The organism is Roseateles sp. P1_C6, from assembly GCF_056406315.1.
The window spans coordinates 192,422-206,379 of record NZ_JBFUAK010000012.1 but is presented as its reverse complement, the minus strand read 5'-3'; the positions used below and the strand labels follow the sequence as shown (position 1 = coordinate 206,379).

General features: G+C 70.1%; 17 protein-coding genes. 13 read left to right on the top strand and 4 right to left on the bottom strand.

The features are described from left to right. Positions 1-24 precede the first annotated feature (24 nt). From AC1D29_RS25205 to AC1D29_RS25190, 4 genes are read left to right on the top strand one after another with little or no spacing between them, the layout of a single operon-like run. Entirely contained in the window at positions 25-1,503 is a 1,479-nt protein-coding gene (locus AC1D29_RS25205; protein ID WP_477902675.1) for an alpha/beta hydrolase, read from the top strand. Further along, the gene (locus AC1D29_RS25200) at positions 1,500-2,282 is read left to right on the top strand and encodes an ABC transporter ATP-binding protein (protein ID WP_477902673.1); all 783 of its coding nucleotides are present in this window, start codon (positions 1,500-1,502) and stop codon (positions 2,280-2,282) included. Before AC1D29_RS25205 ends, AC1D29_RS25200 begins: the two co-directional genes overlap by 4 nt. Then, on the top strand, positions 2,279-3,442 hold the full coding sequence (locus AC1D29_RS25195) for an ABC transporter permease (RefSeq protein WP_477902671.1): 1,164 nt from the start codon (positions 2,279-2,281) through the stop codon (positions 3,440-3,442). The genes AC1D29_RS25200 and AC1D29_RS25195 overlap by 4 nt, the downstream gene beginning before the upstream one ends. Next, entirely contained in the window at positions 3,439-3,933 is a 495-nt protein-coding gene (locus tag AC1D29_RS25190; protein WP_477902669.1) for a hypothetical protein, read from the top strand. Before AC1D29_RS25195 ends, AC1D29_RS25190 begins: the two co-directional genes overlap by 4 nt. On the opposite strand, the gene AC1D29_RS25185 is transcribed toward AC1D29_RS25190, so the two are convergent. Further along, positions 3,930-4,418, bottom strand: coding sequence for a hypothetical protein (locus AC1D29_RS25185; RefSeq protein ID WP_477902667.1), 489 nt, complete (start codon positions 4,416-4,418; stop codon positions 3,930-3,932). The two genes, AC1D29_RS25190 and AC1D29_RS25185, sit on opposite strands and share 4 nt — an antisense overlap. Positions 4,419-4,548: 130 nt before the next feature. Between AC1D29_RS25185 and AC1D29_RS25180 the strand changes: the two genes are divergently transcribed. Beyond that, the gene (locus AC1D29_RS25180; protein WP_477902665.1) at positions 4,549-4,773 is read left to right on the top strand and encodes a DUF2061 domain-containing protein; all 225 of its coding nucleotides are present in this window, start codon (positions 4,549-4,551) and stop codon (positions 4,771-4,773) included. Here the strand turns inward: AC1D29_RS25180 and AC1D29_RS25175 are convergent. Together AC1D29_RS25175 and AC1D29_RS25170 are read right to left on the bottom strand one after the other, a co-directional pair. After that, on the bottom strand, positions 4,760-5,728 hold the full coding sequence (locus AC1D29_RS25175) for a Bug family tripartite tricarboxylate transporter substrate binding protein (RefSeq protein WP_477902663.1): 969 nt from the start codon (positions 5,726-5,728) through the stop codon (positions 4,760-4,762). The two genes, AC1D29_RS25180 and AC1D29_RS25175, sit on opposite strands and share 14 nt — an antisense overlap. Before the next feature lie 33 nt (positions 5,729-5,761). Continuing rightward, positions 5,762-6,019 carry a YkgJ family cysteine cluster protein gene (locus AC1D29_RS25170; RefSeq protein WP_477902661.1) on the bottom strand — a complete coding sequence of 86 codons (258 nt, stop codon included), beginning with the start codon at positions 6,017-6,019 and terminating at the stop codon, positions 5,762-5,764. Between the two features lie 115 nt (positions 6,020-6,134). On the opposite strand from AC1D29_RS25170, the gene mnmG reads away from it, so the two are divergent. From mnmG to AC1D29_RS25130, 8 genes are all read left to right on the top strand, one after another. Next, a complete protein-coding gene (mnmG, locus tag AC1D29_RS25165; RefSeq protein WP_477902659.1) occupies positions 6,135-8,087 on the top strand; it encodes a tRNA uridine-5-carboxymethylaminomethyl(34) synthesis enzyme MnmG in 1,953 nt (650 codons plus the stop codon). Positions 8,088-8,095: 8 nt separating this feature from the next. Beyond that, positions 8,096-8,326, top strand: coding sequence for a DUF3658 domain-containing protein (locus tag AC1D29_RS25160; protein ID WP_477902657.1), 231 nt, complete (start codon positions 8,096-8,098; stop codon positions 8,324-8,326). Continuing rightward, positions 8,323-8,949, top strand: a complete 627-nt coding sequence (gene rsmG, locus AC1D29_RS25155) for a 16S rRNA (guanine(527)-N(7))-methyltransferase RsmG (protein WP_477902655.1) — start codon at positions 8,323-8,325, stop codon at positions 8,947-8,949. Before AC1D29_RS25160 ends, rsmG begins: the two co-directional genes overlap by 4 nt. Positions 8,950-9,027: 78 nt before the next feature. After that, positions 9,028-9,801 carry a ParA family protein gene (locus AC1D29_RS25150; protein WP_477902653.1) on the top strand — a complete coding sequence of 258 codons (774 nt, stop codon included), beginning with the start codon at positions 9,028-9,030 and terminating at the stop codon, positions 9,799-9,801. Beyond that, positions 9,798-10,337 carry an N-acetyltransferase family protein gene (locus AC1D29_RS25145; protein ID WP_477902651.1) on the top strand — a complete coding sequence of 180 codons (540 nt, stop codon included), beginning with the start codon at positions 9,798-9,800 and terminating at the stop codon, positions 10,335-10,337. Before AC1D29_RS25150 ends, AC1D29_RS25145 begins: the two co-directional genes overlap by 4 nt. Beyond that, positions 10,330-11,076, top strand: a complete 747-nt coding sequence (locus AC1D29_RS25140; protein WP_477902649.1) for a GNAT family N-acetyltransferase — start codon at positions 10,330-10,332, stop codon at positions 11,074-11,076. The genes AC1D29_RS25145 and AC1D29_RS25140 overlap by 8 nt, the downstream gene beginning before the upstream one ends. Before the next feature lie 138 nt (positions 11,077-11,214). Continuing rightward, positions 11,215-12,255 (top strand): OmpA family protein, encoded by a 1,041-nt coding sequence (locus AC1D29_RS25135; protein ID WP_477902647.1) that lies wholly within the window; start codon positions 11,215-11,217, stop codon positions 12,253-12,255. 17 nt (positions 12,256-12,272) lie between these two features. After that, positions 12,273-13,289 carry an OmpA family protein gene (locus AC1D29_RS25130; protein WP_477902645.1) on the top strand — a complete coding sequence of 339 codons (1,017 nt, stop codon included), beginning with the start codon at positions 12,273-12,275 and terminating at the stop codon, positions 13,287-13,289. On the opposite strand, the gene AC1D29_RS25125 is transcribed toward AC1D29_RS25130, so the two are convergent. Beyond that, positions 13,290-13,889, bottom strand: a complete 600-nt coding sequence (locus AC1D29_RS25125) for a DUF6151 family protein (protein WP_477902643.1) — start codon at positions 13,887-13,889, stop codon at positions 13,290-13,292. Positions 13,890-13,958 lie beyond the last annotated feature (69 nt).

Sequence of the window (13,958 nt, the reverse complement as noted above, 5' to 3'; positions counted from 1 at the left end):
CATTCGATCCCCGGAGCCCTCGCCATGCCCCTTCCCGTCCGGCGCGCCTGTGCGCTCGCCGCCGCCTTGCTGCTCAGCGCGCCGCTGGCCCAGGCGGCCACGCCGCTGACGCCCTGCCGCATCGACGGCATTCCCAACGAGCTGCAATGCGGCAGCCTGCAGCGCCCGCTGGACCCGGCCCGCCCGGACGGCGTCAAGATCGCCGTGCACTACCTCGTCGTGCCGGCGATGGCGCGCAACAAGCAGCCCGACGCGGTGCTGATGCTGGCCGGCGGCCCCGGCCAGAGCGCCATCGGCGTGGCCCAGCGCGTGCTGCCGCGGCTGGCGCGGCTGAACAACCGGCGCGACCTGGTCTTCATCGACCAGCGTGGCACCGGCAAGTCGGCGCCGCTGGACTGCCCGGACGACAGCAAGCTGCCGATCACGGAGCAGCTGGACACCGCCGCGCAGATGCGCCGCCTGGACGCCTGCCGCGCGTCGCTGGAGACCCTGTCCTATGGCCAGGACGGCGGCCTGCGCTTCTTCACGACCACCATCGCCATGCAGGACATGGAGGCCGTGCGCCAGGCGCTGGGCGTACCGCAGTGGAACCTCATCGGCGGCAGCTACGGCACGCGCGCCGCGCTGGAGTACCTGCGCCAGTTTCCAGCCCAGGTGCGCCGCACGGTCATCGACGGCGTCGCGCCGCCGGACATGGTGCTGCCGGTCAGCTTCTCGCCCGACACGCAGGCGGCGCTGGACAAGCTCTTCGACGCCAACGCCAAGACCCACCCCGAGCTGCGCGCCGACTGGACCCGGCTGCTGGCCTCCCTGCCCCGCGCCGTGACCGTGCAGCAGCCCCTGACCGGCGTGCCCGAGACCTTCACGGTGGACCGTGAGCTGCTGCTGCGCGCCGTGCGCCCGCCGCTGTACCAGCCGGCGCTCGCCGCCGCGCTGCCGGCCGCCATCCACGCGGCCGCGGCCGAAGGCCGCTTCGGCGGCCTGTTCGGGCTGACCTCGGCCTTCGGCGGCGGCAAGGGCATGAAGCTGGCGATGGGCATGCACTTCTCGGTCATCTGCGCGGAGGACGTGCCGCGCATCGCCCAGGCCACCGATGCGCCGGGCGCCGACTTCGGCCGCGTCGACGCCGACATGTACGCCCGCGTCTGCAAGACCTGGCCCCGCGGCGACGTGGCGGCGGACTTCTACAAGATCCCGCCCGCGCCCAGCCCCGTGCTGGTCATGAGCGGCGGCGCCGACCCGGCCACACCGGCGCGCCACGGCGAGCGCGTCGCCAAGGCGCTGGCCGTGGGCCATCCCGAGCGGGTGCAGCACCTCGTCGCGCCGGAAGCCGGCCATGGCGTGATGGGCGTGGGCTGCGTGCGCGACCTGTTGTTCCGCTTCATCGATGCCAAGACCGATGCCGCTGCGCTGCCCGACACCTTCATGAAAGACGCCGCCTGCGCGACGCGCATCCCGCGGCCCCCGGCCTTCCGGCCCGTCCAGGGAGGGGCGGCGCAATGATCGAGATCCTAGACGTTCACAAGCAGTTCGTCGCCCAGGCCGGCGGCAGCGTGTTCAAGCGCGGCAGCAAGCGCATCGTGCACGCGGTGCAGGGCGTCAGCGTGGCGGCCGCCAACGGCCGCATCACCGGCCTGCTGGGCGCCAACGGCGCGGGCAAGACGACCACGCTGCGCATGCTGGCGGGCCTGTTCCCGCCGGACGCGGGCCACATCGCCGTGGACGGCATCGCCGTGAAGGACGCGCCGCTGAAGGCCTTGTCGCGCATGGGCATCCTGGGCGACGCGCACGGCCTGTACCCACGGCTGTCGGCGCGCGAGAACATCGTCTACTACGGCCGCCTGCAAGGCATGACCCCGGACGCCGCGAACGCGCGCGCCGAGGAGCTGTCCAGGCTGCTGGAGATGCAGGCCATCCTGGACCGCCGCGCCGATGGCTTCAGCCAGGGCGAGCGCATGAAGACGGCGCTGGCCCGCGCCCTCGTGCACGACCCCGCCAACATCGTGCTGGACGAGCCCACCAACGGCCTGGACGTGCTGGCCACGCGGGCGCTGCGCGAGGCGCTGCGCTGGCTGCGCAGCCCGGAGGGCGGCGGCAAGTGCATCGTCTTCTCGACCCACATCATGCAGGAGGTGGAGCAGCTGTGCGACGAAGTGGTCGTCGTGTCCCACGGCCGCAGCGTGGCGCACGGCAGCGTGCCGGCGCTGCTTGAGCAGGCGGGCGAGACGCGCTTCGAGGACGCCTTTGTGAAGCTTGCATTCCCCGAAGAGGTGGCCGCATGAAACAGGCCTTGATCGTCTTTGTGAAAGAGCTGTCCGACGCGTTGCGCGACCGGCGCACGCTGCTGCGGCTGCTGATCCCTGCGCTGCTCATGGGGCCGCTGCTGTTGATGGCGCTGTCGGGCCTGATCGCGTCGCTGGAGGAGCGTGCCGACCGGCGCGAGATCCTGGCCGTCGGCATCGAGGCCGCGCCAACGCTGAAGAACTTCATCGAACGCCAGACCTACACCATCAAGACCGCCCCGGCCGACTACGAAGCCCAGCTGCGCGCGACCACGCTGCTGGAGCCCGTGCTGGTGGTGCCCAAGGACTTCGAGGCCAAGCTGCTGGCCGGTGAAGCGCCGACGGTGGAGGTCGTCAGCGACAGCGCGAACCAGCGCGCCAACGCCGGCGTGGGGTCCATCAAAGGCCTGCTGTGGGGCTTCAACCGCGAGCGTTCGTCGCTGAACCTGGCGATGCGCGGCGTGTCCATCGAGCTGCTGGAGCCGGTCGACGTGGAGGAGCGCGACCTTGCCAGCGTGCAGGCCCGCGCCGCGCGGCTGACCAGCATCATCCCGATGTTCATCATCATGGCCGTGCTCTACGGCGCGCTCACCGCGGCGCTGGACAGCACCGCCGGCGAACGCGAGCGCGGCTCGCTGGAGCCGCTGCTGATGAACCCGGCACCGCACGGCGCCATCGTGGCCGGCAAATGGGGCGCCGTGGCGCTGCTGAGCATGGCGGTGGCGCTGCTGTCCAGCTTGAGCTTCGTGCCGGCGCAGTGGCTGCTGAAGAGCGACAGCCTGCAGGCGATGTTCCAGTTCGGGCCCGGCGAGGTGCTGGCCTTCTGGCTGCTGCAGATCCCGCTGGCGGCCGGGCTGTCGGCGCTGCTGATGGCACTGGCCATCCGCTCCAAGACCTTCAAGGAAGCGCAGGCCGGCAGCACGCTGGTCATCACGGCCGTGAGCCTGATGCCCATGGTCACGCTGCTCAACCCCGGCGGTGACGCGCCCTGGTACCTGTGGGTGCCGGGCCTGGCGCAGAACACGCTGATGCTGGCCGTGCTGAAGGGCGAGGCGCTGCGCTGGAGCCAGGTCGTGCCAGGCGTCGTCGTCGGCATCGCGCTGACGGCCGTGGCGCTCTTCTATGTCGCCCGCTCGATGCGCGCGGCGGTGGCGCGATGAGGGCCGCCCTTGCCTTGGCCGGCGTCCTGGCCCTGGCCGGCTGCGCCGGCTTCGAGGCCGCGACGCCGCCCGACTACACCGGCCCCACGGCCAACGTGGCCGACCAGGCGCTGCCCGTCAGCAGCCAGATGCTGCACGTGTTCGAGATGCTGCAGGTGGACGGCCGGCGGCTGTCGCCCAGCAGCATCGCCACGCTGCGGGCCAACCAGGGCCGCGGCCTGAACGTGTCGCCGGTGGCGTTGACAAACGAGCTGCCGCTGCGCGCCGCGCGCGTGCGGCTGCAGGTGGCGACGCAGTACGCCGCGCCCATCCTGGCGCTGACCCGGCCGACCTGCCAGGTGCAGGGCGACGTGGCCTTCACGCCCGAGGCAGGCAAGGCCTACCGCGTGGCGGGGCGCATCACGGCCGAGGTGTGCGAGGTCTGGATCGAGGACCTGGCGACACGGCAACCGGTGACCGACAAGGTCAGCGGCAAGGGCACGAAGTCCTAGAGCCGGCGCGCCGCCGCGGCCAGCAGCGCGCGCGAGTACCAGCGGTGAAAGCCCAGCAGCGCATGGAAGACCCAGCTCATGCGCGCCTCGCCGCCGGGCCCGCGGCGGCGCGGCACGACCGCCGAGCCGAACCACAGCGTCGTGCCACCACCCTGGGCCGCCTCGACCTTGAACCAGGAGCGCGTGGCGCCGCTGTCCTCGTGCATCAGCAGCTCGTCATCACCGGCACGCGCCTCCACCGTCCAGGCCGCGAAGCGCTGGCCCTCGCCACGGGCCAATGCCCGCGCCGCCGCATCGCTGGACGGCCGACCGAACAGCGACAGCAACGCCCGCTCCAGCTTGAAGAGCCGCGTCGTGTAGAAGGCCTCGACGAACGCCGGCAGCGTCACGGCGCGCGGCAGCTGCAGCGCGTAGGCATCGGCAAAGGCGCCGCGGGCCTGGGCCAGCCGGGCGAGCAGGCTGTCGGGCGGCGGAGGGGTGTCCAAGGGTGTCATGTCAGTCGCAGGTTGCCTGCCCAGCGTAATGGGCCATCGCCGCGATAGCCGCAAGTGATTGGCCGGCGGCAACGAGAATCAATACCATTTGGCTATTGATCTCCGCGAGCCCATAGACATCATGGCCAAGACCATCAGCTTCGGCGTCCTGCACCTCGGCACCTCGTTCAGCGTGACCTATGCATTGACCGGCAGCCTCAGCGTGGCCGGCGCGGTCACCTTCATCGAGCCGGTGGCCAACACGGTGCTGCACTACTTCTTCGACAAGTACTGGGACCACCCGCGCTTCGAGGCCTGGCGCACGCGGCTGGCCGCGAAGCGCCGGGCGCCGCTCAGTCCGGCTTGAACTTGGCGCGTTCGATGACCGGCTTCCAGCGCTGCTGCTCCTGGGCGATGAAGGCGGCGAACTGGGCCGGCGTGTTGCCGACGGCCTCGGCCGAGTCGGCGCCCAGGCGCTCCTTGGCGCCCGTCGAGCGGATGGCCTTGGCCGCCTCGGTGGCCAGCTTGTCGACCGCGCCGGCGGGCAGCGACGCGGGCGCCAGCAGCCCGTACCACTGCGTCATCTCGAAGCCCGGGAAGCCTTGCTCGGCCACCGTCGCCACGTCGGGCAGCTGGGGCAGGCGCTCCTTGGAGCCGGTGGCGATGCAGCGCAGCTTGCCGGCCTTGATGAACTGCAGGATGGCCGGCGCGCCGACGGCCGCGGCCTCCAGCCGACCGGCCAGCAAGTCAGTCAGCTGCGGCCCGGTGCCGCGGTAGGGCACGTGCAGGATGAAGAGGTTGGCCACCATCTTCAGGTACTCCATGGCCAGATGGCCGGCGCTGCCGTTGCCCGCCGAGCCGTAGTTCAGCTTGCCGGGCCGCTGGCGCGCATAGGCGACGAACTCGCGCAGGTTCTTGACCGGCAGGTCGGGGTGGACGACGTAGAGGCTGGGCACCTTGGCCAGCAGCGTGATGGGGCGGAAGTCCTTGATGGGGTCGTAGGGCAGCTTGTCGAAGATGTAGGGGTTCACGGCCAGCGTGCCGATGTGGCCGAGCACGAGGGTGTGCTGGTCCTCGGCGCGGGCCACCTCGGCCATCGCGACATTGCCGGCGCCGCCGGGCTTGTTCTCGACGTACATGGTCTGGCCCAGCGACTTGGTCAGCTCGGCCGCGACGGTGCGCGCGACGATCTCGCTGCTGCCGCCTGGCGCGAACGGCACCAGCAGGCGGATGGCGCGGTTGGGCCAGGACGTGTCGGCCAGGCTGGGCAGCGCCAAGGCACCGGTGGACAGCAGCAGCAGGCGGCGTTGCAGGTCGGTCATGGCAGCGGGTGAGGAAGTCGGCGTGAACCGACTCTAGCCCGGCGCCGTCTCGCGCTCCATCCAGCCCAACCAGCGCATCGCCTGCTCGCGGCTGTCGCCGCACATCTCCTCATGCGGCGGCAGCGAACCGCAGACGGCCGGGCGCTCCGGCCGGCCGAAGATCTTGCAGCGCAGCTCGTCATCCAGCTGCACGCAGCGCACGCCCGCCGGCTTGCCCTGGGGGTGGCCGGGGATGGGCGAGCTGATCGACGGCGCGATGCAGCAGGCGGCGCAGTGGGGGCGGCATTGCATCGTTGAATTGTCCCTTCGCAGCCGCGCCGAACGGGGTGACTTATCCACAGCCACTTCGTAAAATTCGAGGTTTGCCCGAGCGCTCGCGCGGGCACCGTTCTTTGATCGGACCGAGATGCTCTACCCCAAGGAATTCGATGTCATCGTCGTCGGCGGCGGCCATGCCGGCACCGAGGCTGCGCTCGCCGCTGCCCGCATGGGTGCGCAGACGCTGCTGCTGACCCACAACATCGAGACCCTGGGCCAGATGAGCTGCAACCCCAGCATCGGCGGCATCGGCAAGGGTCACCTGGTCAAGGAAGTCGACGCCCTGGGCGGCGCGATGGCGCTGGCCACGGACGAGGGCGGCATCCAGTTCCGCATCCTGAATGGCAGCAAGGGCCCGGCCGTGCGCGCCACCCGGGCACAAGCCGACCGCATCCTCTACAAGGCCGCCATCCGCCGCATGCTGGAGAACCAGCCCAACCTGCAGCTGTTCCAGCAGGCGGTGGACGACCTGATGGTGGAAGGCGACCGCGTCGTCGGCGCCGTCACGCAGGCCGGCATCCGTTTCCGCGCCCGCGCCGTCGTGTTGACGGCCGGCACCTTCCTGGACGGCCGCATCCACGTCGGCCTGGAGAACTACAGCGCCGGCCGCGCGGGCGACCCGCCGGCGGTGTCGCTGTCGGCACGGCTCAAGGAGCTGAAGCTGCCGCAGGGTCGGCTCAAGACCGGCACGCCACCACGCCTGGATGGCCGCACCATCGACTTCAGCAAGTGCGAGGCACAGCCCGGCGAGCTGGACCCGGTGCCGGTGTTCAGCTTCATGGGCAACGCGGCGATGCACCCGCAGCAGGTGCCCTGCTGGATCACGCACACCAACCTGCGCACGCACGAGATCATCCGCAGCGGCTTCGACCGCAGCCCCATGTTCACCGGCGTCATCGAGGGCGTGGGCCCGCGCTACTGCCCCAGCATCGAGGACAAGGTCAACCGCTTCGCCGACAAGGACTCGCACCAGATCTTCCTGGAGCCCGAGGGCCTGACGACGCACGAGTTCTACCCGAACGGCATCTCCACCTCCCTGCCCTTCGACATCCAGCTCGCCGCCGTGCGCAGCATCCCCGGGCTGGAGAACGCCGACATCCTGCGCCCCGGCTACGCCATCGAGTACGACTACTTCGACCCGCGCGGCCTGAAGGCGTCCTTCGAGACCAAGGTCATCCAGGGCCTGTTCTTCGCCGGCCAGATCAACGGCACGACCGGCTACGAGGAAGCCGCGGCCCAAGGCCTGTTCGCCGGCCTGAACGCCGCGCTGCAGGTGCGCGGCGACGGCGCCTGGACGCCCGCGCGCGACCAGGCCTACCTGGGCGTGCTGGTGGACGACCTCATCACCAAGGGCGTCACCGAGCCCTATCGCATGTTCACCAGCCGCGCCGAGTTCCGGCTGCAACTGCGCGAGGACAACGCGGACGCACGCCTGACCGAAACCGGCCGCCAGCTGGGCCTGGTGGACGACGCCCGCTGGGCGGCCTTCAACCGCAAGCGTGACGCTGTTTCACGTGAAACCGAGAAGCTGAAGAGTACCTGGGTGCACCCCGGCATCCTGCCGGCGGCGGACGCCGAGCGGCTGGTCGGCAAGGCCCTGGAGCGCGAGTACAGCCTGGCCGACCTGCTGCGCCGGCCGGGCGTAGGCTTCGACACCATCGCCGAGGTCGCCGCGATTGCACGGCCCGAGGCGGGTGTTTCACGTGAAACGTTGTCGGCTCAGCTTGGACCAGAGCTGGCCGACCTCGTCGCCGAGCAGGTCGAGATCAGCACCAAATACGCCGGCTACATCAACAAGCAGGTCGATGATGTCGCGCGCGCGGCCCACTTCGAGCACCTGAAGCTGCCCGAAGACCTGGACTACGGCCTCGTCCACGCCCTCTCCTTTGAGGCGCGCCAGAAGCTGAACACCCACCGCCCCGAGACGCTGGGCCAGGCCTCGCGCATCTCCGGCATCACGCCGGCCGCCATCTCGCTGCTGCTGGTGCACCTGAAGAAGGGCAAGTTCAAAGGGTTCACGGCCGAGCCCGAAGCGGCATGAGGGACGCCTTGCTGGACGAGGTCATCCTGTCCCTCTGCCTGCCGCGCTGGCTCAAAGTCGCGCGCGTGATCGGTGACGCTGACCAAGACGCCCGCCTTGCAGGTATCGACACAGAGGACCGGATGGACGCCATCGCAGAGCGCATCGCCGCGCTTGTCGACGACGGCAAGCTGGAGGCAGCCGGTGACCTCGAACAATGGCGCTTTAGCGAAGTTCGACTGCCTGAGGCTTCCACGTGAAAGAACACCTCCAAACCGCCGTCACCGCGCTGGGGCTCGGGCTCTCTGATGCCCAGCTGGACCAGCTGCTGGCCTACCTGGCCCTGCTGCAGAAGTGGAACAAGGTCTACAACCTGACCGCCGTGCGTGACCCGGCGCAGATGCTGAGCCATCACCTGATCGACAGCCTCTCCGTCATCTCGCCGCTGCAGCGCCACGGCGCGCCAGCCCGGTTGATGGACGTGGGCGCCGGCGGCGGCCTGCCGGGCGTGGTCATTGCGATCTGCTGCCCGGGCACCGATGTGAGCTGCGTGGACGCGGTCGCCAAGAAGGCCACCTTTATCCAGCAGGTCGCGGCCGAGCTGAAGCTGCCCAACCTTCACGGCGTGCACAGCCGCGTCGAGCAGCTGGACGTTGAGCCGTTCGGCGTCATCACCTCCCGCGCGTTTGCTTCCCTGGTCGACTTCACCAGCCTGACCCGCCAGCTCCTGGCCAAAGACGGGGTCTGGATGGCCATGAAGGGCCAGCACCCCGCGGACGAGATCGCCGCCCTGCCCGCCGACGTGGACGTGTTTCACGTGGAACAACTGGCCGTCCCGGGCCTGGATGCCCAGCGCTGCATCATCTGGATGAAGCCTCGCTGAGGTCACTTCACGGGTCGCGCCCGAGGGTCGACCCGCCCTGTGCCCGGTACGATGCCGGCAGTCCGAGAACTGGAACCCATGGCCAAGATTTTCTGCATCGCCAACCAGAAGGGCGGCGTCGGCAAGACCACCACCACCGTCAACCTCGCCGCCGGCCTGGCACAGATCGGCCAGCGCGTGCTGGTCGTTGACCTGGACCCCCAGGGCAACGCCACCATGGGTTCGGGCATCGACAAGCGCAAGCTGGACCTGACCGTCTACGACGTGCTGCTGGAGTCCGCGTCCATCGCCGAAGCGCGCGTCAAGGCCGAGAAGTCCGGCTACGACGTGCTGGGCGCCAACCGCGAGCTGGCCGGCGCCGAGGTGGACTTGGTGGCGCTGGAGCGGCGCGAGAAACGCATCAAGACGGCCATCGCCGAGGTCGCCGCCGACTACGACTTCGTGCTGATCGACTGCCCGCCGTCGCTGTCCATGCTGACGCTGAACGGCCTGTGCAGCGCCCACGGCGTCATCGTGCCAATGCAGTGCGAGTACTTCGCACTGGAAGGCCTGACCGACCTGGTCAACACCATCAAGCAGATTCACGCCAACCTGAACCCCGACCTGCAGATCATCGGCCTGCTGCGCGTCATGTTCGACCCGCGCATCACGCTGCAGCAGCAGGTCAGCGACCAGCTCAAGACGCACTTCGGCGACAAGGTCTTCGACACCGTCATCCCGCGCAACGTGCGGCTGGCCGAGGCGCCCAGCTACGGGCTGCCGGGCGTGGTGTTCGACCCCAGCTCCAAGGGGGCCGTGGCGTTTGTGGAGTTCGCCAAGGAGATGGTGAGGCGCATCGAGACGATGCGGTGAATGCCGTCGTGCTGCGTCCCATGCGCGCCACGGATGCCGACACCGTCGCCGCCCTCCACGCCGCCAGCTGGCGCAGCGCCTACCGCGGCATCTTCTCGGATCAATTCCTGGACCATGAGGTCGCCCAGGAGCGCCGGCAGGCCTGGCGCGAACGGCTGCAGGTGAATCCGTCCAGCACCGACTGGGGCGTGGTCGCCGAGGATGGGCACGGCCGCATGGTCGGCTTTGCCTACGTGCTGCCGGAGCACGACGCGGACTGGGGCCACTACATCGACAACCTGCACGTCGCGCCCGACTTCAAGGGTGGAGGCCTGGGCAAGCGGCTGATGCAGGCCGTCGCATCGCAACTGCCGACCGAGCCCCTCCGCCCGCTTCACCTTTGGGTGCTGGACGCCAACGAACCCGCCAAGCGCTTCTATGCCCGCCTGGGTGCCGAGTTCGCCGAACAGCGCATCGACGACTCGCTAGCCGGCGAGCAGCATCGGGTGTGGCGCTGCGTGTGGCGCACCCCGTCCACCCTGCTCGATCATGTCTGAAGCCCTCGCCCTGCGGGCCGAACTCGCCGGCCTCGACGCTAGCGCCCCACCCCAGCAAGCCGACATCGACGGCTGGCTGATCCGCCTGTCACCGGGCAAGGCCAAGCGCTCGCGTTGCATCAATGCTCTGCGCCAGGGCACGCTGCCGTTGGATGACCTGCTCGCCCGCTGCAAGCAGGCCTATGACGCCGCCGGCCTGCCGCTGGCCGTGCGCGTGACGCCCTGGAGCCAGCCGACCGATCTGGACGAACGCCTCGCCGCCAAGGGCTGGGGCACGTTCGATGCGGCCGACGTGATGGTGCTCGAAACGCTGGTGCCCGACCCCGCACCGGTCGCCCTCCAGGCCCTGGACGCCGCCGCCTACGCGGCCACCGTCGGCACGCTGCGCGGCTCGCCAAGCACCGCGATCGCTGCCCATGCCGAGCGCATCGCTAACGCCCCAGTCACCTACCAGGGCTTCGCACTGAACGACGCCGATGGCGCGCTGCTGGCCTGCGGCCAGATGGTCGTCGATGGCGACATCGTGGGCCTGTACGACATCGCCTCCGCGGCCCCTCGCCAGGGCCATGGCGACCGCCTGTGCCGCGCGCTGCTGGCCCTGGCCCACGCGCAGGGCGCGCGCCAGGCCTACCTGCAGGTGGGCAGCGACAACGACGTCGCCCAGCGCCTGTACACGCGCATGGGCTTTGTGTTCGCCTACCGCTACCACTACCGCAGCCCCGAGCACGAGCTGACCTGATTCGCGCCGGCCCGCGTCAGGTTTCGTCACAAATTGCTGGGGCCTGATGCGCCCGCCTCCCACGTTTGCAGGTCGGCCGCGCGACGAGCCGGCGCGTTGGCTGCGTCAACATCGCGCCTCCTCACCACGCCGCCACCCATGACGCTCACCCGCGCCGCGCTCACCCTCCTCGCCCTCCTCGCCTCCCTGGCTCTCGCCACCGCGCACGCCGACGCTCCCAAGGCCGACGTCGCCAAGAGCGCCGACCACCCGGTCCTCAAGCGCTTCACCGGCAGCGTGCTCGTGGGCTACGCGCAGCAGGACTGGGAGCAGCGCAGCTTCCCCGACGCCAGCGGCGTGTCCAAGACGGAGAACGACAAGTTCGCCAAGCCGGTCAGCCTGGAAGGCAAGGTCACGCGGCTGTTCTACCTGGCGCCGCTGGGCAAGAGCCCGCTGGAGGTCTGGCGCAACTACCAGCAGGCGCTGACCGCCGCCGGCTTCAAGACGACCTGGCAATGCGAGAGCGAGGCCCAGGGCTGCACCAAGGCCTATTTCGCACTGGACGGCTACGAGCGCGCCCGCGGCATGCGCTGGGCCGAGGGCGACCTGCCCGCGGCGGGCGGCCAGCACGGCGGCAGTGCCTGGCCGCTGGAGATGTCCATCAGCTACGAGCAGGCGCGCATGACGGTCGGCACGCTGACCAGCGGCGGCCGCACGCTGACGCTGATGCTGTTCACGTCCATGGCCGCCAACGAGCACACCAACCGCGCGGCGACCTACATCGAGATCGTCGAGCCCAAGGCCATGCCCACGGGCCAGGTCACCGTCGACGCCAAGGCCATCGGCCAGGGCCTGCAGGCGGAAGGCAAGGTCGCGCTGTACGGCCTGTTCTTCGACACCGGCAAGACCGACATCAAGACCGAGAGTGCCGCGCAGCTGGACCAGATGGCCGCCGTGCTGAAGGCGCAGCCGGCGCTGAAGGTGCTCATCGTCGGCCATACCGACAACGTCGGCGTCATCGACGCCAACCTCGCGCTCAGCCAGGGCCGCGCGCAGGCGGTGGTGGCGGCGCTCACACAGCGCGGCATCGCCGCCGGCCGGCTGCAGGCTCGCGGCGTCGCCAACTTCGCACCGGTCGCGTCCAACGCCGGCGAGGACGGCCGCGCGAAGAACCGCCGCGTCGAGATGGTCCTGCAATGAACCTCACGAGGAGCCCCATGCGCTTTCGCCCCCTGCTCACGGCCGTCCTGCTGGCCGCCACCGTCGTCACCGCCCAGGCCGAGCGCGGCACCGACGTGCCCGGCGCCGCCGACCACCCGCTGATCAAGCGCTTTGCCGGCTCCTGGCTGGCCGGCCAGCGCGTCTCGGAATGGGACGCCGCCGCCGTGCCGGCCGCGCCCAAGGTCCAGAAGGCCGACAAGTACAAGTTCGAGGAACTGCTCGAACTGGAAGGCAAGGTCACGCAGACCGTCTACATCGCGCCGCGTGGCAAGGCGGCGCTGGAGGTCTGGCGCAACTACCAGCAGGCGCTCAACGCCGCCGGCTTCAAGCCGCGCTTCGTCTGCGAGCGCGAGTGCACCGACCTCTACTTCGCCTGGACCCGCCAGCTGCAGCCCACCAAGGGCTTCGTCTGGGCCAAGGGCGACGTCGACACGCCCACCGGCAGCCGCTACAGCCTGACCTCGGCAATCTCCCACGACGAGGGCCGCATGCTGGTCGGCACGCTGGGCAAGCCGGGCCAGGAGGCCACTGTGCTGCTCTACACCTCGCTGGCGGCCAACGCGACGACCGGCCTGGTCGCCACCTACCTGCAAGTCGTCGAACCCAAGGCCATGGCCACCGGCCAGGTCAGCGTGGACCCGGCGGCGCTGCAGGCGGGCCTCACGGCGGAAGGTCGCGTCACGCTGACCGGCCTGTTCTTCGACACCGGCAAGACCGAGTTGAAGCCCGAGTCCAAGGCGCAGCTGGAGGCAATGGCCGAGCTGCTGAAGAGCCAGCCAGCACTGAAGGCCTGGATCGTCGGGCACACCGACAACGTGGGCGGCTTCGAGGCCAACCAGACGCTGAGCCTGGCACGCGCCCAGGCCGTGGTCACCGCGCTGACGGCGGCACCGTACAAGGTCGATGCCAAGCGGCTGTCACCCAAGGGCCTGGCATCACTGGCGCCGGTGGCCGGCAATGGCGACGACGCGGGTCGGGCGAAGAACCGGCGCGTGGAGCTGGTGGCGCAGTAGTCAGCGCTGCAGCGCCTCGCGCTCAGCCACACTGACGACCTGGGGCTGGGCGATCGGCGTGCCCCCGGGCGCCCCGAAGAACGGATTGACCCGGTAGCTGCCGCTCAGGCGCCGCCAGGCGAGCGCGCCCAGATGCCTCACGAGCGCCGCGCCGAAGCCGATCACCGCGTTCTTCTCGGGTTGGCCGCTGGCGCTCTGCGTGGCCACCCGCATACGCACAGGGCCAAAGACCTCGGCGCGCCGAGCGGCATCAGCGCCCAGGCAACTGTGGACCAGGCCGAGATGGGACTCCCGGTAGTCCCGCGGCGTGTTGCCGATGGGCGTCTTGCAGCAGCTTGCGTACCAGCGCAGCAGGCCCGTGTCCGACAGTGACATGCACGCGAGGCGCTCCGTGCCCTGGCTGAACGACACATTGCCCGGCCGCACCGCCATCACCTCGGTGCCATTCATCGGATCCAGCATCCCTGGCGGCGAGCCCAGGAAGCGCGCGAATGCCTGGCAGTCCCGGCAGTAGCAAACGAGGCGGGTGGCCAAGCCCGGATGCTCGACCTGGCCACGGAGCTCGCCGCAGCGGCACGAGATGGGGTGGGGGCGATTCATCCGCGCCATGCTAGGGCAGCGTCCGGCGTGCCCGATCCTGGAAATGGCAGCAGCGGTGCCGCCCGCGGC

What these genes read in the sequence shown, in the direction of transcription:
- AC1D29_RS25205 (WP_477902675.1), top strand. Translation starts at nt 25, where the DNA reads ATGCCCCTTCCCGTCCGGCGCGCCTGTGCGCTCGCCGCCGCCTTGCTG.
- AC1D29_RS25200 (WP_477902673.1), top strand. Translation starts at nt 1,500, where the DNA reads ATGATCGAGATCCTAGACGTTCACAAGCAGTTCGTCGCCCAGGCCGGC.
- AC1D29_RS25195 (WP_477902671.1), top strand. Translation starts at nt 2,279, where the DNA reads ATGAAACAGGCCTTGATCGTCTTTGTGAAAGAGCTGTCCGACGCGTTG.
- AC1D29_RS25190 (WP_477902669.1), top strand. Translation starts at nt 3,439, where the DNA reads ATGAGGGCCGCCCTTGCCTTGGCCGGCGTCCTGGCCCTGGCCGGCTGC.
- AC1D29_RS25180 (WP_477902665.1), top strand. Translation starts at nt 4,549, where the DNA reads ATGGCCAAGACCATCAGCTTCGGCGTCCTGCACCTCGGCACCTCGTTC.
- AC1D29_RS25175 (WP_477902663.1), bottom strand. Translation starts at nt 5,728, where the DNA reads ATGACCGACCTGCAACGCCGCCTGCTGCTGCTGTCCACCGGTGCCTTG.
- AC1D29_RS25170 (WP_477902661.1), bottom strand. Translation starts at nt 6,019, where the DNA reads ATGCAATGCCGCCCCCACTGCGCCGCCTGCTGCATCGCGCCGTCGATC.
- mnmG (WP_477902659.1), top strand. Translation starts at nt 6,135, where the DNA reads ATGCTCTACCCCAAGGAATTCGATGTCATCGTCGTCGGCGGCGGCCAT.
- AC1D29_RS25150 (WP_477902653.1), top strand. Translation starts at nt 9,028, where the DNA reads ATGGCCAAGATTTTCTGCATCGCCAACCAGAAGGGCGGCGTCGGCAAG.
- AC1D29_RS25140 (WP_477902649.1), top strand. Translation starts at nt 10,330, where the DNA reads ATGTCTGAAGCCCTCGCCCTGCGGGCCGAACTCGCCGGCCTCGACGCT.
- AC1D29_RS25135 (WP_477902647.1), top strand. Translation starts at nt 11,215, where the DNA reads ATGACGCTCACCCGCGCCGCGCTCACCCTCCTCGCCCTCCTCGCCTCC.
- AC1D29_RS25130 (WP_477902645.1), top strand. Translation starts at nt 12,273, where the DNA reads ATGCGCTTTCGCCCCCTGCTCACGGCCGTCCTGCTGGCCGCCACCGTC.
- AC1D29_RS25125 (WP_477902643.1), bottom strand. Translation starts at nt 13,889, where the DNA reads ATGAATCGCCCCCACCCCATCTCGTGCCGCTGCGGCGAGCTCCGTGGC.